Origin of the sequence: Rhodoferax sp. TH121, assembly GCF_002251855.1 — a bacterium.
Classification (GTDB): Bacteria; Pseudomonadota; Gammaproteobacteria; order Burkholderiales; family Burkholderiaceae_C; genus Allorhodoferax.
Map to the genome: position 1 here is coordinate 571,639 of NZ_NOXW01000020.1, position 20,285 is coordinate 591,923.

Sequence of the window (20,285 nt, forward strand, 5' to 3'; positions counted from 1 at the left end):
TATCAAAAATCGACATTCGGACAAACCAATATGATGAACGGCACAGCCAAGCCGGGTTAACGACTCACTTCGTCCACCAAAGTCTTGAACTCGTCTATGTCCTCAAAACTACGGTACACACTGGCAAAGCGCACGTACGCCACTTTGTCCAGCTTCTTGAGTTCGCGCATGACGAGTTCGCCGATGCGGGTGGATTGGACTTCGCGCAGGCCCAAATTGAGGAGTTTTTCTTCGATGCGCTCGATCGCGCTATCGATCTGTTCGGTGCTCACGGGCCGCTTGCGCAGGGCCAGGTTCATGGAGGCGAGTAGTTTGGTACGTTCAAACTCAATGCGGCGCCCGTCTTTTTTGACGATGGCCGGAAAGTTGACGTCCGGGCGCTCATAGGTGGTGAAGCGTTTGTCGCACGATCCGCACTGTCGGCGGCGGCGGATGAAGTCCCCGTCTTCAGATATTCGGGTCTCCACCACCTGGGTTTCCGAATGACTGCAGAACGGGCACTTCATCGTGGTCTAGCCTGACTTACTTGTAGACCGGGAAACGAGAGGTCAGGGCATGCACCTTGGCGCGCACCGCGGCAATGTTGGCCTCGTCGCGCGGGTTGTCCAGCACGTCGGCAATCAGGTTGGCCGTGGCGCGGGCTTCTTCGTCCTTGAAGCCGCGCGTGGTCATGGCGGGGGTGCCGACGCGGATTCCGCTAGTGACCATGGGTTTTTCAGGGTCGTTGGGGATCGCGTTTTTGTTGATGGTCATGTGGGCGGCGCCCAGCACGGCCTCGGCTTCCTTGCCGGTAATGCCTTTGGAGCGCAGGTCCACCAACATCACGTGGCTGTCGGTGCCGCCACTGACGATACGCAGGCCGCGTGCGGTCAGCGTTTCGGCCACGATCTTGGCGTTGCGGGCCACTTGTTGCTGATAGATTTTGAACTCAGGGCTGAGCGCTTCCTTGAAGGCCACGGCCTTGGCAGCGATGACGTGCATCAATGGGCCACCTTGCAAGCCAGGGAAGATGGCGCTGTTGATGGCTTTTTCGTGCTCGGCCTTCATGAGGATGATGCCACCACGCGGGCCGCGCAGGCTCTTGTGGGTGGTGGAGGTCACCACGTCAGCGTGGGGTACAGGGTTGGGGTAGACACCCGCGGCGATCAGGCCGGCGTAGTGGGCCATGTCCACCATGAAGATCGCGCCAACTTCCTTGGAAATCTTGGCAAAGCGTTCAAAGTCAATGGCGAGGGAGTAGGCGGAGGCGCCAGCAATGATCAGCTTGGGTTTGGTTTCGCGGGCTTTGCGTTCCATCGCTTCGTAGTCGATGGCTTCGTTGGCGTCCAGGCCATAGCTCACCACGTTGAACCACTTGCCGGACATGTTCAGCGGCATGCCGTGGGTCAAGTGGCCGCCTTCCGCCAGGCTCATGCCCATGATGGTGTCGCCGGGCTTCAGGAAAGCCAGGAAGACGGCTTCGTTGGCGGAAGCGCCGCAATGAGGTTGTACGTTGGCGGCTTCAGCACCAAAAATTTGTTTGATGCGGTCAATGGCCAGTTGCTCGGCCACATCCACATGCTCGCAGCCACCGTAGTAACGGCGGCCAGGGTAGCCCTCGGCGTATTTGTTGGTGAGCTGGCTGCCTTGGGCTGCCATAACGGCGGGCGATGCGTAGTTTTCGCTGGCAATCAGTTCGATATGGTGCTCTTGGCGGGCGTTTTCTGCCTGAATGGCAGCCCAGAGTTCGGGGTCGGCTTGTTCAACAAGGATGTTGCGGTCGTACATGGCAGTCCTAAAAGACAAATGGCCTGTGGGTCAGAAAGACACAGGGCTGCCCAGGCGAACGGCTGAACGCAAGCCCCGCTAGGGGTTGCGGCACGCTTCCCAGTGGTGTCCCACGTCAGCGCCAGAGGGCCTTGGGAGCCCAGCGCCTATCGCCAGTCGCGTGCAGGCAGGAGTTTAACCGAGCGCGCTTAGGAGTTGGCCATGCGGGCGACGTTTTCTGTGCCCACGGGTTGTGCGGCCTCCGGTGCGGGAAGCTTCACAGGTACTGACGTGGCAGGCGGCGCCATCAAGGGCAGGGGTTTGCCCGCAGCGATGGATTGCAGTCGTGCATGTTCTGCCATGACCTTGGCGGTGTAGCCGCCATCGTCCTCCAGGTTGGCTGCACCCACGTAATACTTGAGCCCGCCTTCGACAGAGCCAGCGCGCGCAATACATTCCTGTAGCACCTTGACGCCCACACGCAAGTTGGACACAGGGTCAAATGCAGCAAGTTTGCCGCCGAAGCCTTCGTACTTGTCGCTGTGGACCTTGGTCATGACCTGCATCAGGCCTTGGGCACCCACATGGCTTTGGGCAAATGGGTTAAAGCCAGACTCGATGGCCATGATGGCCAGGATAAGAGTGGGGTCCAATTTAGTACGCTGGCCAATTTCGTAGGCCTCTGCCACCAGTGCGCTCAAAGGTTCGGGCGCTACGCTGTATTTTTTGCTCAGCCAGAATGCCACCGCTGCCTGTTGCTTGGGCAGCGCTTGCGGGTTCGCGGCCGTAGCGCGCTCTACCGCATCGGGTTCGGTGGCAATGCCGGTGGCGACCACATGGCGGTTTTGTAGCCAGCCCATGAGCTGGATTTCGCCTGCTTGGCGGATTTCAGGGCGTGCCGTCAGGGTGATGATCGCAAACATGACGGCCAGGCCGAGGAGGGCAAAACCGTTGTGGGTAATTTCGAAGAAACCTTGGGCAATGTCTGTCGCAACGATGCGCAGGCCTTTGGTGAATTGTTGAGTCGCTGTCATAGCTCTTCCTTCTTAGGCGGGGGCCAGAACCTTGGCGCTGCCATGCAGCGGGGCGGATCGGACACCTCGTTTGGGTTGGTACGCTATCAATATCCTGCGGCGTCGTCTCGACATGTGCAGCGATTTGAATATGCCGGGTTCGGCAGCGGGGCGGGTAATCCCTAGTCAAAACTTGGAATGGGCGGATTCTAGGTGGCTTTTATATACATAGTCAACCATATCAAATTTGTTTAATATATTTTTATGTTTGTTTTCGACTCTTTTTAGGGCCGAAACAGGCAATTTTTCACATTTAGGCAAGCGGCCTTAACTTGCCAATCGACAGACGGCAGGCCATTGAAACTTTGATTTGAATCTGCGGTTTCGCGTGCCTAGACTGCGTTGGCCTGAACATTCAGGTCTTGTTCCGGCAGTAGCCAGTCCGTGCTTCAGGCACCGTGATAAAGCGGCCCCGGTAACCCCAAGGAGGCAATCTATTGCTTCATGTTCGCGGTGGGACACCAAGCTCCCCTGCGACAACCCGTGATGGCATGGACCTTCGGTCAGCCATCGAGCCCGGCAGCGGTCTGTTAAGACTTCTGTCGGGCTTTCTTTTGGCCACGCCCACGGCCAAAAATCCACTCCTCCAAGCGGATGGGTCTATATATATAGGTGTATCCGCGTCTTCCTAGGAGGATGCAGGGTGTCTTGCTTAAAAGGTGATGCCCATGCAGTGCTTTAGTTTGCTATAAAAAGAGGAGCTGTTCGCGCTTATTCCATAGGGGTTTTGGCAGTTTTTTTTTACAAATTTGGGGGGCGGCCTAGTCGCAATGGTGCTTTGGCCACTACGGCGCTATAAAAAACGGAGGGTGTAAGGCATTTCAAGGCGAAAATACCCGGCTGTATTTTTGTTCACCAACCCAGATTGCTATCCACTGTGACCTCGTCCCACTCTGCCAAACATTTCGACATTGCCCAACTGGACAGCCTGACCGGCGGTGCATTCTCCGCCGCAACCGCTGGCGACCGGGCCTCCCGCATTCGGGAGTGGCTGCAGGGCAACCCTGGCGCCGATTTGCTGGCTGAGGTGTTCCGTGAACTCAGCGTCAAGGACAAGGGCGCTGCCAAATTGGTGCGCGAGCGCTTAGACGAAGCCAAACGGGCCAAGGGGCAAGAGCTGCTGGCCGCCGAATGGGCTACCCGTGCCCAAGCGCTCATTGACACAGCCAAATTGAACATTGCCGATGCTTTGGCGTGGCAGCGTGACGCCGCAAAAGCGGGTGCCCCGTTGAGCAAAGAACCTTTAACCACCCTCAAGGCCCTCTTGGCCGAGCGCGTGCGTGGCATTGAGGACTTGCAGCACCAAGTGCAAGTCCAGCGGGAGGCCGCTGTGCTGCTGGCCCAGCGTATTGAGGTGCTGTCGACCAAGCCTTGGACTGACGCCCAAGCCGCGTTGGAGGCCTTGCGGGCTGACGTGGAACATTGGCAAACCCAAGCTGCGGCCTTGGTGGCGCATGCCAGCTGGGTCAGTGTGGACCTGAAGTTTCCGCCGTTGCTGGATGCCTCGCGCGGCCAATTGCTGGTGGTGTGGGACGCCTTCCAGGCGGCTCTGAACCTCGCTGTTGCAGCGGCGGCGGATGGCAGCGCGCCTTTGCCTCCCGTGCCGGTGTGGGCAGATGAGTTGCGCACCGCCCGTGGAGTACCTGTTGAGGCTCCCGCGAAACAAGCCAAACCCAAAATTGACCCCGAAGTGCGCGCACAGGCCACTGCCGCGGTGCGTGCAGCTCTAACGACAGTGGAGCAAGAAGTGGCCGAAGGCCACGGCAAGGCCAGCACGGGCGCGGCCAATGCGCTGCGCAATGCACTCAAGGAATTTGGCAAAGTCATCGATGGCAAGCTGGAAAACCAAGCTCACGCCGCGTTGGCGGCAGCGGGTGAACTCGAAGGTTGGCAGCGCTGGCGTGCAGACCAGATCCGTGAGGAGTTGGTCGCCAAGGCAGAAGGTCTGCTCAAGCGCCCCGAAGGGCAGGCCATCGGTGGTCGCAAGATGCAGGAAAGTCTGCGTAACCTGCGTGACCAGTGGAAACAGACAGACCAGGGCGGCGTACCCAACCACGCCTTGTGGAAGCGTTTTGACGAGGCTTGCAACGAAGCCTACAAGGTAGTCGAGGGCTGGTTGGAGAAGGTGAAGGCGGAATCTGCCGAGCACAAAGCCCAGCGCCTGGCGCTGATTGCCGAGGTCAATGCCTGGGCAGAAGCCAACCGCACCGCGCTGGATGATGACTGGAAGGGCTTCAACCGCATCCTGCACCAATTCGGCGACCGCTGGCGTGAGGGCGGTCATGTGGGTGAAAAGGTATTTGCCGAGCTGCAGCCTCTGTGGAAAGCCGCCATTGCCAATGCCGCTGCGCCCTTGGAGGCTTTGCAGGCCCAAAGCCTTGCTGCTCGCCACGCCATGATTGAAGAAGCCAAGGTGCTAGGCGCTGCCCCGGTGCTGCGCATTGATGCCGTGAAGGCGCTGCAGCAGCGTTGGCAGGCGCAGGCCCATGCCGTGCCGATTGACCGCCGCCAGGAGCAAAAGCTGTGGGACGCCTTCCGCAAGCCGATTGACGATGCCTTCAACCGCAAAACTGCTGAGCGTGAAAAGGCTGAGACGGCGTTGGGTGCACGGGACCGCGTGGTGCTGGATGCGGCCAAAGCCCTTGAGGCTGCCAATGCCTCGGGTGATGCTCAGGCCATTCGCGCCGCCATGGCTGCTTTGGAAGCGGCCTTGCAAGGCCAGGCCCTGGCGCGAGCCGAGGTGACGGCTGCCGGTGCGCAAGAGCAGGCCGCCCAGTCTGCTGCCGCTGAGGGATCAAATATGCCTCTAACCCCCGTGGATTCTGCGCAAGCAGCTACGGGATCGATAGCAAATTCTGATGCCGAAGGTGCAGCTCCAACTGAGGCGCTTGCCCAAGACACCGTCGTGGCGCCTGCTGCAGCCAAGCCAGCCCCCAAGCCCGTGGTGGCCGTGCGTGGCGACGACCGCCCGGGCATGAAAAAAGAAACGCCTGCCGCCCCCGGTGGTCGTAGTGGCAAATTTGGCGACCGCAAGGACGCTGGCGCCAGCCGCGGCGGTCGTGACGGTGGCGCTGCCCCCTGGGGCGACCGCGGCCCGCGCCGCGATGATCGGAGCGATCGTGGGGATCGTAGCTACGCACCTGCGGCACCTCGTTTGGGTGATGCCGCTTTCCGCGCCCAGCGTGATGCGCTGGAGCACGCCCAGCTTGCATTGAAGAAACTAGCTGCCCAGGCGCATGGCGAGGCCTTGACCCAGTTGCTGGCGGCCTGGGAAAAGCGCGATGCAGCGCTGCTGCCATCTGCCCAAGAACTGGGCAGCCGCGCCGCAGCCCAAAACCGACCTGTGTGGGCCAAGGCAGTGGAGGGCGCTGCCAAGCCGACAGCGGTGCAATCGCTGCTTCGCCTGGAAATGGCGGCAGAAGTCCCCACGCCTGCCGAGCATCTGGACGCCCGCCGCAGCCTGCAGTTGCAGTTGCTGACCCGCCGCAACGACCCGGCCCCGGCCCAGACTTGGGGCCAGGATGCCGCGGCGGTGCTAGCGGGCGAGTTCAATGCGGCCGATGCGCGCCGCTTGCAAACGGTGCTCAAGGTCTTGCTCAAGCGATAAACCCTGCGCGCCGGACAGGCGTGTTGTCTGCTGATGTGAAACAATGGTCTGGCCCGTGCACTAGGGCGCTTTGACCAAAGGGGACAACGGTGGACTCAGTGGACGATTTACTGCGCAGGCTGGAGCAACTCAACGCGATTGGTTCGGCGCTTTCCAAAGAGCGTGATATCTCGCGCTTGCTGGAGAGTATTTTGGTGGCCGCCAAAACCATCACCCACGCGGACGGTGGGACGCTGTACCGTGTAACCGATGACCAGCAGGCCCTGCGCTTTGAGATTTTGCGCACAGACTCCCTGCATATTGCCATGGGCGGCACCTCGGGCAATCCGATCAATTTTCCCAATTTGCCCCTGCACGATGTGGAGGGCAAGCCCAACGATTCACTGGTGGCGGCATACGCTGTGCTGCACAACCAGACCGTCAACATTGCGGACGCCTATACCGAGGCCAATTTCGATTTCTCGGGCACCCGTCAGTTTGACGAGCGCACGGGTTACCGCTCGCAATCTTTCCTGGCGGTTCCCATGAAAGACCATGAAGGAGATGTCCTCGGTGTGCTGCAGCTGATCAACGCCAAACACCCCGAGACTGGGGCGGTTCGGTCTTTTTCCAGTGCGGACCAGAGTCTGGCCGAGTCCCTGGCCTCCCAAGCCGCTATTGCCATCACCAATCGCAATCTGATGACGCAGTTGGAGGCCCTGTTTGAGTCATTTATCAGCCTGATCAACTTGGCCATTGACGAAAAATCGCACTACACGGGAGGGCATTGCCAACGTGTGCCTGCACTGACCATGATGCTGGCCGAGGCGGTGAATGCCACGCAAAGCGGTCCTCTGGCTGGTTTTCGCATGGATGACCGGGATCGCTATGAGCTCAAGATTGCCGGCCTGTTGCACGACTGCGGCAAGGTCACCACGCCCGTGCATGTCGTGGACAAGGCCACCAAGCTGCAAACCCTGTTTGATCGCATGCAACTGATTGACACCCGCTTTGAGGTGCTCAAGCGTGATCTGGAGATAGCGGCCTTGCGGGAGCAACTTGCCCTGCGCGAGGCGAAGGAATCCCAACGCGAAACTGAGATCATGGCAGCTGCCCGCGGTGCTATCGAGGCGTTGGATGAAGACCGTGATTTCCTGCGCAAGGCCAATCAAGGGGGGGAGTTCATGACGGACGCGGATGTGGAGCGCGTTCGCCGTTTGGGCTCAGGCATGTTGTGGCGTAACACGGATGGGGTGGAGTCCGAGTTTTTGACGGCCGACGAGATCGAGAACCTGACCATACGCGGGGGGACCCTCACGGCTGGCGAACGGGACATCATCAATTACCACATTGTTGCGACCATCAAGATGCTGGAGCAGCTGCCTTGGCCCAAGCACCTGAAGAATGTGCCGGAATATGCCGGTGGCCACCACGAACGCATGGATGGAAAGGGCTATCCCAAAGGCCTGACGCGTGAACAGATGTCGGTGCAGGCCCGAGTGATGGGGATTGCTGATATTTTCGAGGCGCTGACTGCGCGGGACCGCCCCTACAAGCAGGGCATGAAGCTTTCACAGGCCATGGGCATCATGCACAAGTTCCGTGTTGGTGGTCATATCGATCCCGATCTGTTTGATATCTTTGTTCAAGAGCAGGTGTACCTGCGATATGCCCAACAGTTTCTGGACCCTTGGCAGATTGATGAGGTTAATCCACAAGCTTGGGCGAACTGATGGCAGCATTGCCTGGCAGCAAGCGCTGGACCTGAACGGGGGCCCCTGACACGGGTGACCTGCAGAGGCGCAGCACTTCCGCGCGGGGAGGTGTCGCGACCACATCCCAATCGCTGAGCACGGTGCGGTCGTGTGTGGCATCCAGCGCATGGAAGCCGGGTTTGTGTGTATGTCCGTGTAGCAGGTGGAGCGCGTTCCAGGCGTTCAGGCACTCCAAGGCGGCTGGTGTATCGACGTCGGCATATTCGGTTCCACGCTGTTTTTTCGCCTCGCTTTGGGTGCGCAGGCCTCGCGCGACCTCTTGGCGCTGCGCCAAGGGTTGTCCAAGAAAGTTGCCTTGCCATGCAACGCTACGCACCTGGGTGCGGAAGTTTTGGTATTCGGTATCGTCCAGACACAGCGCGTCGCCATGGCTCAGCAGCCAGCGGTCGGAGCCGATCTGCAGAACGGTGGGGTCAGGAATCAAGGTGCTTCCGCAAGCTTGCATGAGAGCTTGGCCCATCAGAAAGTCGCGGTTGCCGTGCATGAGGTAGACCGGCAGGCGTTGTGAGGTTTGACGCAGGACATGGCTGCATTGGGCTTCGAAGCTGGAGGCGTCAGCCAATACGTCGTCGCCCACCCAGACTTCGAAAAGATCACCTAAAATAAAAACCGCATCCGCCGCAGTCTGGCCCAGGTACTGGCGCCACACCTCGAAGGTTTGCGGTTCACTGGCCTGCAGGTGCAGGTCAGAAATGAAGTCGATGTGGTGCCAGTGGGGTGGCGCGTGCAGTTCCATCCCCTGGCATCCAGTGCTTAGAGCGCGACTGCTTTTTCGATCACGACGTCTTCCTTGGGCACATCGTCGTGGAATCCTTTGCGGCCTGTCTTCACCGCCTTGATTTTGTCGACGACCTCGGTACCCGACACCACTTTGCCAAACACGGCATAGCCCCAGCCTTGGGTGGAGGGGGCAGTGTGGTTCAGAAAGCCGTTGTCTGCTACGTTGATGAAAAACTGTGCGGTGGCAGAGTGCGGGTCACCGGTGCGTGCCATGGCCACTGTGTAGACATTGTTTTTCAAACCGTTGTTGGCTTCATTCTCAATGGGAGCATCTGTGGATTTCTGGGCCATGCCGGGCTCCATGCCGCCACCTTGCACCATGAAACCTGGGATTACGCGGTGGAAGATGGTGCCGTTGTAGTGGCCCTTGTTCACATAGGCCAAGAAGTTGGCGGTGGACTTGGGGGCTTTTTCAGCGTCCAGTTCCAACGTGATGACGCCGTAGCCGGTGATATGCAGTTCGACTTGGGGATTGCTCATGGTTTATTTCGCCACTGTGGCGGAGTTGATGATGATGGGAGTTTGCGGAACGTCGCTGCGGAAAGGGCCGCCAGCGCCGGTGGGGGTGGACTTGATCTTGGTGATCACGTCCAGACCGCTGATGACCTTGCCGAATACGGTGTAGCCAAACAGCTGTGGTGAGTTCAGTAGTGCCGCACGCGGCGTGTCCTTGTAGACCTGACCCTGGTATTCAAACCGGGGGACAGGGTCCCCGGGCGGAATCAGCACCGGGTCCAAAAACGCATTGTCCTGCACATTGATGAAAAACTGTGCGCTGGCGGATTGCGGGTCATTGGTGCGTGCCATGGCCAGGGTACCCGTAACATTGCGCGGGCCACCACGCGAGAGTGCTTCACGGCCTTCGTGTGGCACCGGCGCGCGCGTCGGCTTTTCCACATACTTGGTGTCATAACCACCGCCTTGGACCATGAAGTTGGCAATGACGCGATGAAAAATTGTGCCGTTGTAGTGTTTGTCTTTTACGTATTGCAGGAAGTTTTCCACCGTCTTGGGCGCCTTGTCGGCGTAGAGTTCTACGGTGAAGTCTCCTGCGCTGGTTTGAAACTTGACTTGCGGATTTTGTGCTGCCGCATTCCAACTCAAGGAAGCCAGTGTGCAGGCCAATAACAGGGCGCGCAATGGCTTTGCCATCCAGGGTCGCATTACAAAATTCCTTCGTAGAAAATTTTCCATTGGTTGTCCTGGCGTATCCAGTACTGCCGCTTGGTCATGCCTGTGCGTACGCCTTCCGCCACTTCGCCAAAGGTGGCCACCATGGTGTCTGCGCTGTCGGTCCAGCGCAGGTAGGAAACATCCTTTAGCTGGATGGTGCGTCCCTGCGTTTTTTGCATCTCGGACCGGAGGGTGGGGGTCCACTGCGCCAGATTTTTCCCGTTGCTGTTGAAGTCGGCCGTGTAGAACGACAGGACTTGGTTCACGTCGCCAGCTGTTTTCGCATTGCGCCAAGCCAAAAGAGCATCTTCAAAAGGCTTGGCCTCTGCGCGAGATGCGCTGGGGCTGACCCAACGTAGTTGCGGCGCAATCAGCACGGGCGTAGCACGCACTTCGACTGTGCGGATGATGTGCTCCAAATCCGGGTTCGCCAGCACCACGCAGCCATCCGTGGCCTGTGGCGGGCGCGAGAACTGGTTGGGCGGCGTACCGTGAAGCCAGATGCCACTGCCCGTTTTGCCACGCTTGGCGTCCAGCACATTGGGGTAGTTGATGGGTAGGGCGCCGGAGCCGTAAAAGTCTTTCAGGCTTTTGGGGTCCAGATTGCTGGTGATGTAGTACACGCCCAAGGGAGTACGTTGGTCGCCCTCCACATCTTTGGAGGTGCCCGCTTTGCCCACCGAAATATAGTAGTCCGCCACCAAATTCAGTCCGGCAGGCGTGTTGGCAAACAGGTACAAGCGCGAACGTGACGCGTCTACCGCAATCGCGTGACGGGTACGTTGGGAGAGTTGCAGGAACTGTGCAGGCACCATGCCCGCAGGTGGGCGCTCTCGCAGCGCGCGTACGCGTCGCAGTGACTCCTCGCGCAATTCGTTCAACACTGCAGGCGCTGCCTTGGCCATGGTGTCGGGGACATCGCCCAACTTGGCTACGGGGCGGGTGCGGGCGGCCAATAGGTCACCGTAGACCAGCTGTGCAAGCTGAAAATGCGGTAATTCTTGCGCCAGTTTTTCTGCTTTGTGCAAGGCCTCGCGGCTCTGGCCCTTGCCTATCAGGCTGTAGATGTCGATCAGGCGCGCTTCCGCAACTCCCTGTGCATCCAGCGTGCTTGGGGTTGCGCTGGTGCGTTGGAGGTTGGATTTGTCCAGCCGTTTATTGGCCAAGCCTGTCAGCGGCGCGGCCATCGCCCATAGCACCAAGAGGTGCAACGGGAAGCTTAAACAGCGTTGCAGAAAACGGGAGGGGCGCACAGGCTCGCGAAGGCGGGTCATTGGCAGAAATAGAGACCGCAGATGCTGATTAGTTCACCGACTCACGAACAATAAGCCAGCGATCGCCAGACTTCATCAAGTCCAGCGTTTTGCGGCTGGAAACGGCCAGCGCGTCTGCTTTGTAGTCTTGGCGGAACTTGGCCACCGCTTTGTCGCCGTTGACACTCACAGTCAGGTTGTCGAGTTTGACGGTAATTTTGGATTTGCCGCCGATACGCTGGCGCCGCTCGGCTTCCCATGCACTGCGGCTGGTGTTGCCGGGAGGGTCGAACTCTTTGCCATAGGCGGCCAGGTAACCTTTGACGTCCTTGGCTGCCCAGGCCCGTGCCCACGCGCGTACCGCCGCTTCCGCGTCCTTATTGGCATTGGCGCTTGGGGCGGGGGGCTGCGTTGGCTCGGGCGCGGCGGGTGCCGGAGCAGGACTTGCCGTTGGTGCTGTCGCCACGGGGGCAGTTGCCGTGCTGGTGGTAGCCGCAGGCAAGCTTGGTGCAGGCTTGACAGCCGGTGGCGCCAGTGTAGGGGGGGCTTTGGTAGGTGGCGTAGCCGCAGCCACCACTTGCGGTGGCGCAGTGACGGCAGGCGTGCTGGAGGGACGCTGCCCCTTCGCAAGCGCCGGGTTGAACAGTTCACGGATCAAGGCCAGCTTGGGCGCTACCGCCGTATTGGATGCGTCGAGTTGCAGCGCCTTGCCATAGGCCTGGCTGGCCAGCTTGGCATAGACATCACCAAGGTTTTCATGTGCGGTGGTGTAGCTGGGGTTGGTACGGATAGCCATTTCGAGCGCAGTGCGTGCTTTGTCGAATTGGCTTTGGCCCGCGTACAGCACGGCCAAGTTGTTGTAGGGCTCTGGAAGCTCTGGGTAGTCTTCCGTCAGGCGGGTGAAGGTGGCGATAGCTTCTGTGGTCTTGCCGGAGTCGCGCTGGACCACCCCTTTGAGAAAGCGCATTTGGGGGTCACGCGGTTTGCCGGCCAGGTATTGGTCCGCCTTGGCAAGCGCCTCATTGAATTTGCCGTTGCGCGCGAGCTGGGATACGTCGGAGTAGTCATCCGCGTAGGCGGTGGAAACGACGAGGGTGGCCGCAAGTGCCACCAAACGCAGTGACATGCTTACAAATGAGGGGGCGTGCTTCATAGTGCCTTTGAAATCTTGCGCGTCGGAGGACCCCTCTTCAGGGGGCTTATACTGCGTTGCATTGTAGCTGAGGGGGTCGCCTGCGAACCCTTGGCGAACCCCGGATTGGACACCAAGCGAGCCCTGTCACCGAGTCTTCGGTTGTCATGGGCTCGCTGCATTTGTGAGTTGGTTTCGAGATACCCATGAGTTTGCGCATTTACAACACGCTGTCGCGTTCGTTGCAACCCTTTTCACCGGCTGAGCCCGGGCACGTACGCATGTATGTGTGCGGCATGACCATTTATGACCTGTGTCATATCGGACACGCGCGCATGATGATGGCGTTTGACGTGGTGCAGCGCTGGCTCAGGGCCAGCGGTTTACGCGTGACGTATGTGCGCAACATCACGGACATCGACGACAAGATCATCAAGCGTGCGCTGGAGCGCGGCATCACCATTCGCCAACTCACGGACGAAATGATTGCCGCCATGCACACCGACATTGGTGCGTTGGGGATTGAGCCTCCGTCGCTTGAGCCGCGCGCCACGGAGTACGTGCCACAGATGCTCTCGCTGATCGGGCAGCTCGAAGGCAAAGGGCTGGCCTACCGCGCCAGCAACGGGGATGTGAACTATTCGGTACGCAAGTTTGCAGGCTACGGGAAGCTTTCGGGCAAGTCGCTGGATGAGCTGCGCGCCGGGGAGCGTGTGGCCGTGCTCGATGGCAAGGAAGATCCGCTGGATTTTGTGCTGTGGAAGTCCGCCAAACCTGAAGAGCCAGCGGATGCCAAGTGGGACAGTGCATTTGGCGCAGGGCGCCCAGGTTGGCATATTGAGTGTTCAGCCATGAGTTGCTCCACGTTGGGCGAGACCTTTGATATCCATGGTGGTGGGGCCGACTTGCAGTTCCCCCATCACGAAAACGAGATTGCCCAGAGCGAAGGCGCCACGGGCAAGCCGCTGGCGCACTTCTGGGTGCACAACGGGTTTGTACGCGTGGACAACGAGAAGATGAGTAAGTCGCTCGGCAACTTCTTCACCATCCGCGATGTGCTGCAACAGTACGACGCCGAAACCGTGCGTTTCTTCATTGTGCGTGCCCACTACCGCAGTGCGTTGAATTACAGCGACACCCACTTGGACGACGCGCGTCAATCCCTCAAGCGCTTGTACACAGCGTTGGACCAAGTGGCTGTGGCAGATGTTGTCGTGGACTGGACCAACCCCTACGCCGAACGCTTCAAGGCGGCTATGGACGAAGACTTCGGCACCCCGGAAGCGGTGGCCGTGTTGTTTGATCTGGCCTCCGAGGTGAACCGAAGCAAATCGCCTGCTCTCGCGGGGCTGCTCAAAGCCTTGGCTGGCTGCCTGGGGTTGCTGCAAGGGGACCCCAAGACATTCTTGCAAGCCGGCGCTACCTTGGACGAGGCTTCGATACAGTCCCGCATTGCCCAGCGTGCTGCTGCCAAGGGCGCCAAGGACTTTGCACTGGCCGACAGTATCCGCAAGGACTTGCTGGCGCAGGGTATTGTGCTCAAGGACTCTGCAACCGGCACTACCTGGGAAGCCATGCAGTAATGGCTACCTCTGTGAAGAAAGCTGATCCACAGGCGACGGTCACGGCCACCCCCCACTTTTGGGAAGAGGCTTGCAAGCACTTGGTCAAGAAAGACCGGGTGATGAAACGCCTGATTCCCCAGTTCGGGGATGCCTGTCTGCAAACCCGGGGTGATGCTTTTGTGACTCTGGCGCGCAGCATTGTGGGCCAGCAAATCTCGGTGAAGTCTGCTCAAACTGTCTGGGATCGTTTTGTGCTGTTGCCGCGCAAGTTGACACCAGCCAATGTGCTCAAGCTCAAAGTGGACGATATGCGGGCTGCCGGCCTGAGTGCCCGCAAGGTGGAATACTTGGTGGACTTGGCGCTGCACTTTGACAACGGTGCTTTGCACGTCAAGGACTGGGACGGCATGGGCGATGAGGAAATCATCGCGGAGTTGGTCGCGATCCGTGGCATCGGCCGCTGGACGGCCGAGATGTTTTTGATCTTCCACCTGATGCGACCCAATGTGCTGCCGTTGGACGATGATGGGTTGATCCAGGGCATCAGCCAGAACTATTTTTCAGGTGATGTGGTCAGCCGCAGTGATGCGCGTGAGGTGGCAGCAGCCTGGGCGCCGTACTGCAGTGTGGCAACTTGGTATATTTGGCGGTCTCTCGACCCGCTACCGGTCGCGTACTAGAAGGAGAAACAGCGTTGGCTAAAAAGACATTTCTCGACTTTGAGCAGCCTATTGCCGAGCTCGAAGGCAAGATCGAAGAACTGCGCTATGTGCAAAACGAGTCGGCGGTGGATATTTCCGCCGAAATCGACCAACTGAGCAAGAAGAGCCAGCAGCTCACCAAAGACATTTACAGTGATTTAACCCCTTGGCAAATCACCAAGATTGCGCGCCACGCAGAGCGTCCATACACGCTGGACTACGTGAACGAAATCTTCACCCACTTCGTGGAACTGCACGGTGACCGTCACTTCGCTGACGACCTGTCCATCGTGGGCGGCCTTGCCCGCTTTAATGGCACCCCCTGCATGGTCATCGGCCAGCAAAAGGGCCGGGACACCAAGGAACGTGGCCTGCGCAACTTTGGCATGAGCAAGCCCGAAGGCTACCGCAAGGCCTTGCGCCTTATGAAGCTGGCCGAGAAGTTCAAGCTGCCGGTATTCACTTTTGTCGATACGCCTGGAGCGTACCCAGGCATTGATGCCGAAGAACGCGGTCAATCCGAGGCCATCGGCCGCAACATTTTCGAGATGGCCCAGCTCGAAGTGCCTATCATCACCACCATCATTGGTGAAGGTGGTTCTGGCGGCGCGCTGGCCATTTCTGTGGCCGACCAGGTCATCATGCTGCAGTATGCCGTGTACTCGGTGATCAGCCCCGAGGGCTGTGCTTCCATCCTCTGGAAGACCTCTGACAAGGCGCAGGATGCGGCCGACGCACTGGGCATCACTGCACACCGGTTAAAAGCCCTAGGCTTGGTTGACAAGATCGTCAACGAACCTGTGGGTGGTGCACACCGCGACACCAAGCAGGCGGCGGCTTTCCTCAAGCGTGCTCTAGCGGACGCTTACCGCCAGATCAGCGATCTCAAGGTCAAGGAGCTGCTGGACCGCCGCTACGAGCGCCTGCAAAGCTACGGCCGCTTTACCGACACCAAGGCCACCGGCAAGTAAGCCGGTTGCAGGCGACCTGCCGCACGCCATGACCCAGTCACTGGATGCGGCCGTGCGGGCTTTTGAGCCCGCTTTGCCTTTGGGGGTGGCGTTCAGTGGCGGCGCTGACTCTACGGCCTTGCTGATGGCCTGTGCCATTAAGTGGCCGGGGCAAGTGGTTGCTCTGCATGTGAACCACGGCCTGCAGGCCGCAGCAACAGACTTTGAAGCCCATTCCGTTGACCTCTGTACCCGGATGAATGTGCCTTTGCGGGTGCTGAGGGTGGATGCGAAACATGCACCCGGCCAAAGCCCTGAAGATGCTGCCCGCATCGCTAGATATAAGGCTTTTAGTGCTCTGGCCCTTGTGGATTCTGCGCAAATAGCTATTAAATCGATAGCGATTGCCCAGCATGCGGATGACCAAGTAGAGACCCTGCTGCTTGCGTTGAGCCGTGGCGCAGGTCTGCGTGGCTTGAGCGCCATGCCTGCACAGTGGGTGCGTGATGGTCTGGATTTTTACCGGCCCCTTTTGAGGGTCTCGGCGGCGCACATTCGGGAGTGGTTGGCCGAGCGTGCCATCCCGTTTGTGGAGGATCCGACCAACACCGACCAGCGTTTCACCCGCAACCGTATCCGTGCCCAGTTGCTCCCGGCACTGGACGCGGTGTTCCCAACGTGGCGCGATACGTTTACCCGAAGTGCTGCCCATGCCGCCCAAGCGCAGGGATTGCTGGATGACATGGCCATCGCTGATTTGCAGTTGGTGTGTCGCTCAGAGGATGGACTGCCCACCATCAAAGGCCTGCAAACCCTGGCCAAAGCGCGCCAGGGCAATGTTTTGCGCTATTGGTTTGCCAAGGCCTACGGGGTGATTCCGAGTGCGGCCCAATTGGCAGAGCTGCAGCACCAGATTGCCGCTTGCGTGACACGGGGTCACCGCATCCATCTCAAAGTGGCCCAGGGTTTTGTGGAGCGCAGGGGCGGCGGGCTAGCCTGGCGTGGACCATTGGAGCAGGATCCTCCTGCCGTTTGAGAAAACAGGGCTGAGTCTGTGCGATAATCCCGCCTGACCTTTAGGAGACGTGACCGAGTGGCCGAAGGTGCTCCCCTGCTAAGGGAGTATGGGGTGTAGAGCCTCATCGAGGGTTCGAATCCCTCCGTCTCCGCCAGAATGATAGACGCCATGCGGGTTTCAAGCTTGCATGGCGTTTTTTCATGCTCTGTATGCATATCTCCAACGTCGATTCATGAAGACGATATCGGAGGCATATGGACTATCTGTCTCCACTGTCTTCGGTTTCCGTGACTAATCTCCATCGGGCATGATCTAACTTCGATTCGATCACCGACAACGGAGGCTAAATGGCAGCGAGCCAAGTTACGACGAAAACTGATTTCGGAAAGACACCTGAAAAAAATACGACCAAACGTCGCAGGTATCCGAGGCCAAGTGAAAACTCAGATAGCGCCCGAGTCATTGTTCAAGAAACTTCGAGCATTGGACTTGTCAAATCGTAGTGTGCCGATGGCAGAAATTGCGGAGCAATTGGAGTTAGTAGGGGGCGAAAGCGATAGTCCCGACACGAGTCCAAAGAAGAAAGAGGTTCGTAATCGTCATGAACGGCTGGTGTACCGTGGCAGTCAGCTCAAGTGCGAAGCCGAAGCTCTGTCGGAAAAGGGGTATTTGAAGTTATCTGTGGCACAGCAACGCGGTGCCGTCCCAAATGAATCGCCATAAGCGCTACTTTTAGAGCATGAACTTTTACGACTGGATGATTCATAAAGGCCTATCGAAGTCCTCTGCGCGAAGCTATGACGGAGCGCTTCGAGGTTCGTTGTCGGAATGGGCGATGGAAAACGGCCTGATCTCAGGCCCTTTGATTGCTCTGACCAGTTCTTCGGCTCTCGGCTTGCTTTCCCCACGTATCTATGAACTGCCAGTTTTCAAAGAGCGAAACGCGCGCGGGCACCATATGTACAGCGCCACCTTGTCGCAGTTCTCTGCATACCTATCTAGCAATGGTGGCGACGACGTTCAAACCGATCTTGAACAAATCATCAGTGACCCAGTCACAACGATGACCGAAAAGACGGCGCTGATCAAGTCCAGAATCGGGCAGGGAACGTTTCGAGATAGGGTGCTGCTCCACTGGACCGGCTGCGCTGTGACCGGATTCAGCGATACCAGCCTTTTAGTAGCGTCTCACATTAAGCCTTGGAAAAAGTCAACGAATAGTGAGCGATTGGACCCCTGGAACGGGTTGCTGCTGTCGCCAAATTTGGACAAGGCATTTGACAAGGGCTTTGTCACGTTCGAGAAGGACGGGGCGATTCGCCTATCACCTCTCTTCACTGAGGCCACGAAACTCGGGATCTCGCTGTCAATGAAGATTGCACTAAAGCCCGAGCACGAGAAGTACATGGAACACCATCGAAATAAGGAGTTCAAAAGCGATTAGGACTCCAAGATCATTTGCTACTCAAATACGGGGGGACGTCGGGGCCATACCCATCTGACAATTGGCTCAACTCTTCAGTCAACGAGCTTGGACTGATACGGATGGATGGCTTCGTGATGACGAAGCGGCGTTGCTTTCGCCAATGCCATCCATACCCCGAACGGCAAATAATTGAATTGACGCTTTGGAGCCAATCGCAGGATCTCTAGCTTGTCCTGCCCCCACTGGATGACTCCACATTCGGCTGGAATTTCCTCCGGCTGTGCAATGGGTCGGTCCTTGGCGTCTCGGCCCAGGACATACCAACACTGTCCACCCAGCTCCAGATAGGCAGCCCGTTTTTCTGGTCGCTTGAGGTCACCCAACAAGTCGGCCCGGCTGACCTTGATTTCGTGCACGATAGGCTCCAGGTAGCTTTGGACGGAACTGTTGCGGATTGAGAACACGTCAGGTAGGCAGTATTTCCAATGCCCGTCTTCCTGGTCTTCCAATGTCACTTTGGCGCGTAGGCTGAGATTGGTCCAAACCAGGCGCCCCTCTTTGAGCATGTCTTGGGCAATCCTGTCGACCAATCCCTCATGGGCATCTTTGGCCTGACGGTTGACCATGGCGGCGCCGGCAAGGAACTGGATACCGACATCGGTAACCCGCAGGCGTTCGTGACCAGCGTCCTCTTGCAACCGTTCCAAGAGCCCCGCAGCCAACAGTTCGATCTCGACTACGTCCAGACAGGGCCAACCTGCTGAGCGGTACATCTCGCGCAAACGACGGGCGTGGATTTTCTTGAGAGTGATGCCGTTGATTACCGTTGTTGCGGAGGTATGAGGATGGGGCATGGTCAGGCCTTGGCTACCGGGATCTCGTCCCAACTGGTGGTGTATCGCGGGGTTCTACGTTCCTGCTTCATGGACCAGACGCGCTGATTGCCCTCCACCCCAGCACTGGCCATGTGCAATGTGCCTTTGCCATAGCGTTGGTTGAGTCCGTCCAGGGCCGCCATCAAACCACTGCGATCTTTCTGGCTATCGCCTTCCAAGTCCAGCTCACACTGTTGCTGCCCTTCGTGCTGGAGATCCAGGAGCATTACGCCGGCCTTGGCGTACTTGAAGCCCGGCTGGAAGATGCGATGCAAGCCGTCCAGTGCGGCTTTGGCAATGCAGGCGGTGTCTGCGCTGGGGCGTCGCAGGGGGGTGGTGATGGATCGGCTGTATTGGGGATCGGGTCGGAAGGGACTGGTACGGATGTAGACCAGCACCTGGTTGGCGAGTCCGCTTTGTTTGCGTAGTTTTTCAGCAGCGCGGGAGGCGAAGTCGGTGACGGCTTCTGCGAGTTGGTGCAGCTCCAGGACCGGTCGTCCAAAGGACCGGGTGGTGGCGATCTCTTTCTTGGGTGCTGGGTTGTGCTCCAGATCAATGCAGGGGGTGCCCTGCAGCTCCCGGACGGTACGCTCCAGAACCACGGACCAATGACCACGGATGGTTGCCAGGTCGATACGCATCAGGTCCTGTACGGTCTGAATCCCTCCCGCTTGTAGTTGCTTGCTGATCTGACGCCCCACGCCCCAAACCTCTTGAACCGCTGTGGCTGCAAAGATGGTGTCTCGCTCTTCGGGTGACATGGCCGCCAGGTTGCAGACCTGGGCCAGATGGCTGGGGTAGCTTCCGGGTTTGCGCTCTGCGGTTTTACCGATGTGGTTGGCGAGCTTGGCCAATGTCTTGGTACTGCCTATGCCTACACAGCAAGGAATGCCAACCCATTGGAGGATGCGGGAGCGGACCTTGTGGGCTCGCTCCGCCAAGTCACCCCGAATACCGCTGAGCTCCACAAACGACTCGTCGATTAAGAGGTACCATGGCCAGTGTTGCATTTCAATTAGAGGGAAAGCTCTGTACGTAGAGGTATCCCCAACCGTTATCTCCAGTGCTCGTCCGTACTCAAGCAGTTCCTGAACATGTCATCGTTGACCCCGTGAGACACATGCCAAGACTATGGTCCACGGCGTGGTCCCTAGGCCTCACGAGTAGTTCTCAGGCGACCAGCACGCGAAAGCTGTACCTCCAGCATCTGGACAGCTTTTATCGGTACTGTG

17 protein-coding genes, 1 tRNA gene and 1 riboswitch are annotated in these 20,285 nt (G+C 58.6%); of the genes, 8 read left to right on the forward strand and 10 right to left on the reverse strand.

Annotation, left to right across the window (positions count from 1 at the left end; translation table 11 throughout):
* Positions 1–56: 56 nt before the first annotated feature.
* The 3 genes from nrdR to CHU94_RS08775 form a co-directional block, all read right to left on the reverse strand.
* Complete coding sequence (nrdR, locus tag CHU94_RS08765; RefSeq protein WP_094478797.1) at positions 57–506, reverse strand: transcriptional regulator NrdR; 450 nt, start codon at positions 504–506, stop codon at positions 57–59.
* A gap of 16 nt (positions 507–522) precedes the next feature.
* A complete protein-coding gene (glyA, locus tag CHU94_RS08770; RefSeq protein WP_094478799.1) occupies positions 523–1,767 on the reverse strand; it encodes a serine hydroxymethyltransferase in 1,245 nt (414 codons plus the stop codon).
* Between the two features lie 41 nt (positions 1,768–1,808).
* Positions 1,809–1,937, reverse strand: a riboswitch (ZMP/ZTP riboswitch).
* A gap of 18 nt (positions 1,938–1,955) precedes the next feature.
* Positions 1,956–2,780 (reverse strand): lytic transglycosylase domain-containing protein, encoded by an 825-nt coding sequence (locus CHU94_RS08775; RefSeq protein ID WP_094478801.1) that lies wholly within the window; start codon positions 2,778–2,780, stop codon positions 1,956–1,958.
* Between the two features lie 916 nt (positions 2,781–3,696).
* Between CHU94_RS08775 and CHU94_RS08780 the strand changes: the two genes are divergently transcribed.
* Both CHU94_RS08780 and CHU94_RS08785 read left to right on the forward strand, forming a co-directional pair.
* Entirely contained in the window at positions 3,697–6,426 is a 2,730-nt protein-coding gene (locus CHU94_RS08780) for a DUF349 domain-containing protein (RefSeq protein WP_255033888.1), read from the forward strand.
* An 89-nt stretch (positions 6,427–6,515) separates the two neighbouring features.
* Positions 6,516–8,138, forward strand: a complete 1,623-nt coding sequence (locus CHU94_RS08785; protein ID WP_094478805.1) for an HD family phosphohydrolase — start codon at positions 6,516–6,518, stop codon at positions 8,136–8,138.
* On the opposite strand, the gene CHU94_RS08790 is transcribed toward CHU94_RS08785, so the two are convergent.
* Genes CHU94_RS08790 through CHU94_RS08810 form a run of 5 tightly spaced genes read right to left on the reverse strand, consistent with a single transcriptional unit; the run spans position 8,113 to position 12,512 of the window.
* Entirely contained in the window at positions 8,113–8,916 is an 804-nt protein-coding gene (locus CHU94_RS08790) for a UDP-2,3-diacylglucosamine diphosphatase (RefSeq protein ID WP_094478807.1), read from the reverse strand. The two genes, CHU94_RS08785 and CHU94_RS08790, sit on opposite strands and share 26 nt — an antisense overlap.
* 17 nt (positions 8,917–8,933) lie before the next feature.
* A complete protein-coding gene (locus CHU94_RS08795) occupies positions 8,934–9,440 on the reverse strand; it encodes a peptidylprolyl isomerase (protein WP_094478809.1) in 507 nt (168 codons plus the stop codon).
* Positions 9,441–9,443: 3 nt separating this feature from the next.
* Entirely contained in the window at positions 9,444–10,124 is a 681-nt protein-coding gene (locus CHU94_RS08800) for a peptidylprolyl isomerase (protein WP_094478811.1), read from the reverse strand.
* Positions 10,124–11,407, reverse strand: a complete 1,284-nt coding sequence (locus CHU94_RS08805) for a murein L,D-transpeptidase family protein (protein ID WP_094478813.1) — start codon at positions 11,405–11,407, stop codon at positions 10,124–10,126. Before CHU94_RS08805 ends, CHU94_RS08800 begins: the two co-directional genes overlap by 1 nt.
* Before the next feature lie 28 nt (positions 11,408–11,435).
* Positions 11,436–12,512, reverse strand: a complete 1,077-nt coding sequence (locus tag CHU94_RS08810; RefSeq protein WP_255033889.1) for a tetratricopeptide repeat protein — start codon at positions 12,510–12,512, stop codon at positions 11,436–11,438.
* Positions 12,513–12,724: 212 nt separating this feature from the next.
* Between CHU94_RS08810 and cysS the strand changes: the two genes are divergently transcribed.
* The 6 genes from cysS to CHU94_RS08840 all read left to right on the forward strand — a co-directional run bounded on the left by cysS (position 12,725) and on the right by CHU94_RS08840 (position 18,196).
* On the forward strand, positions 12,725–14,101 hold the full coding sequence (cysS, locus tag CHU94_RS08815; RefSeq protein WP_094478817.1) for a cysteine--tRNA ligase: 1,377 nt from the start codon (positions 12,725–12,727) through the stop codon (positions 14,099–14,101).
* Entirely contained in the window at positions 14,101–14,763 is a 663-nt protein-coding gene (locus CHU94_RS08820) for a DNA-3-methyladenine glycosylase (RefSeq protein ID WP_094478819.1), read from the forward strand. The genes cysS and CHU94_RS08820 overlap by 1 nt, the downstream gene beginning before the upstream one ends.
* Before the next feature lie 14 nt (positions 14,764–14,777).
* On the forward strand, positions 14,778–15,755 hold the full coding sequence (locus CHU94_RS08825) for an acetyl-CoA carboxylase carboxyltransferase subunit alpha (protein WP_094478821.1): 978 nt from the start codon (positions 14,778–14,780) through the stop codon (positions 15,753–15,755).
* A 28-nt stretch (positions 15,756–15,783) separates the two neighbouring features.
* Positions 15,784–16,770 carry a tRNA lysidine(34) synthetase TilS gene (gene tilS, locus CHU94_RS08830; RefSeq protein ID WP_094478823.1) on the forward strand — a complete coding sequence of 329 codons (987 nt, stop codon included), beginning with the start codon at positions 15,784–15,786 and terminating at the stop codon, positions 16,768–16,770.
* 43 nt (positions 16,771–16,813) lie between these two features.
* Positions 16,814–16,906 (forward strand) — tRNA-Ser (locus CHU94_RS08835).
* A 585-nt stretch (positions 16,907–17,491) separates the two neighbouring features.
* On the forward strand, positions 17,492–18,196 hold the full coding sequence (locus CHU94_RS08840) for an HNH endonuclease (RefSeq protein WP_094478825.1): 705 nt from the start codon (positions 17,492–17,494) through the stop codon (positions 18,194–18,196).
* Positions 18,197–18,270: 74 nt separating this feature from the next.
* On the opposite strand, the gene CHU94_RS08845 is transcribed toward CHU94_RS08840, so the two are convergent.
* Together CHU94_RS08845 and CHU94_RS08850 are read right to left on the reverse strand one after the other, a co-directional pair.
* Positions 18,271–19,032, reverse strand: coding sequence for a hypothetical protein (locus tag CHU94_RS08845; RefSeq protein WP_094478827.1), 762 nt, complete (start codon positions 19,030–19,032; stop codon positions 18,271–18,273).
* Between the two features lie 2 nt (positions 19,033–19,034).
* Entirely contained in the window at positions 19,035–20,063 is a 1,029-nt protein-coding gene (locus CHU94_RS08850; protein ID WP_094478829.1) for a DUF4113 domain-containing protein, read from the reverse strand.
* Positions 20,064–20,285: the final 222 nt, after the last annotated feature.

Bases quoted from the DNA above. Each gene is read 5' to 3' on its own strand.
- CHU94_RS08810 (WP_255033889.1), bottom strand. From the start codon at position 12,512: ATGTCACTGCGTTTGGTGGCACTTGCGGCCACCCTCGTCGTTTCCACC.
- cysS (WP_094478817.1), top strand. From the start codon at position 12,725: ATGAGTTTGCGCATTTACAACACGCTGTCGCGTTCGTTGCAACCCTTT.
- CHU94_RS08845 (WP_094478827.1), bottom strand. From the start codon at position 19,032: ATGCCCCATCCTCATACCTCCGCAACAACGGTAATCAACGGCATCACT.
- CHU94_RS08805 (WP_094478813.1), bottom strand. From the start codon at position 11,407: ATGACCCGCCTTCGCGAGCCTGTGCGCCCCTCCCGTTTTCTGCAACGC.
- glyA (WP_094478799.1), bottom strand. From the start codon at position 1,767: ATGTACGACCGCAACATCCTTGTTGAACAAGCCGACCCCGAACTCTGG.
- CHU94_RS08840 (WP_094478825.1), top strand. From the start codon at position 17,492: ATGAACTTTTACGACTGGATGATTCATAAAGGCCTATCGAAGTCCTCT.
- CHU94_RS08800 (WP_094478811.1), bottom strand. From the start codon at position 10,124: ATGCGACCCTGGATGGCAAAGCCATTGCGCGCCCTGTTATTGGCCTGC.
- CHU94_RS08795 (WP_094478809.1), bottom strand. From the start codon at position 9,440: ATGAGCAATCCCCAAGTCGAACTGCATATCACCGGCTACGGCGTCATC.
- tilS (WP_094478823.1), top strand. From the start codon at position 15,784: ATGACCCAGTCACTGGATGCGGCCGTGCGGGCTTTTGAGCCCGCTTTG.
- nrdR (WP_094478797.1), bottom strand. From the start codon at position 506: ATGAAGTGCCCGTTCTGCAGTCATTCGGAAACCCAGGTGGTGGAGACC.
- CHU94_RS08820 (WP_094478819.1), top strand. From the start codon at position 14,101: ATGGCTACCTCTGTGAAGAAAGCTGATCCACAGGCGACGGTCACGGCC.
- CHU94_RS08775 (WP_094478801.1), bottom strand. From the start codon at position 2,780: ATGACAGCGACTCAACAATTCACCAAAGGCCTGCGCATCGTTGCGACA.
- CHU94_RS08850 (WP_094478829.1), bottom strand. From the start codon at position 20,063: ATGCAACACTGGCCATGGTACCTCTTAATCGACGAGTCGTTTGTGGAG.
- CHU94_RS08790 (WP_094478807.1), bottom strand. From the start codon at position 8,916: ATGGAACTGCACGCGCCACCCCACTGGCACCACATCGACTTCATTTCT.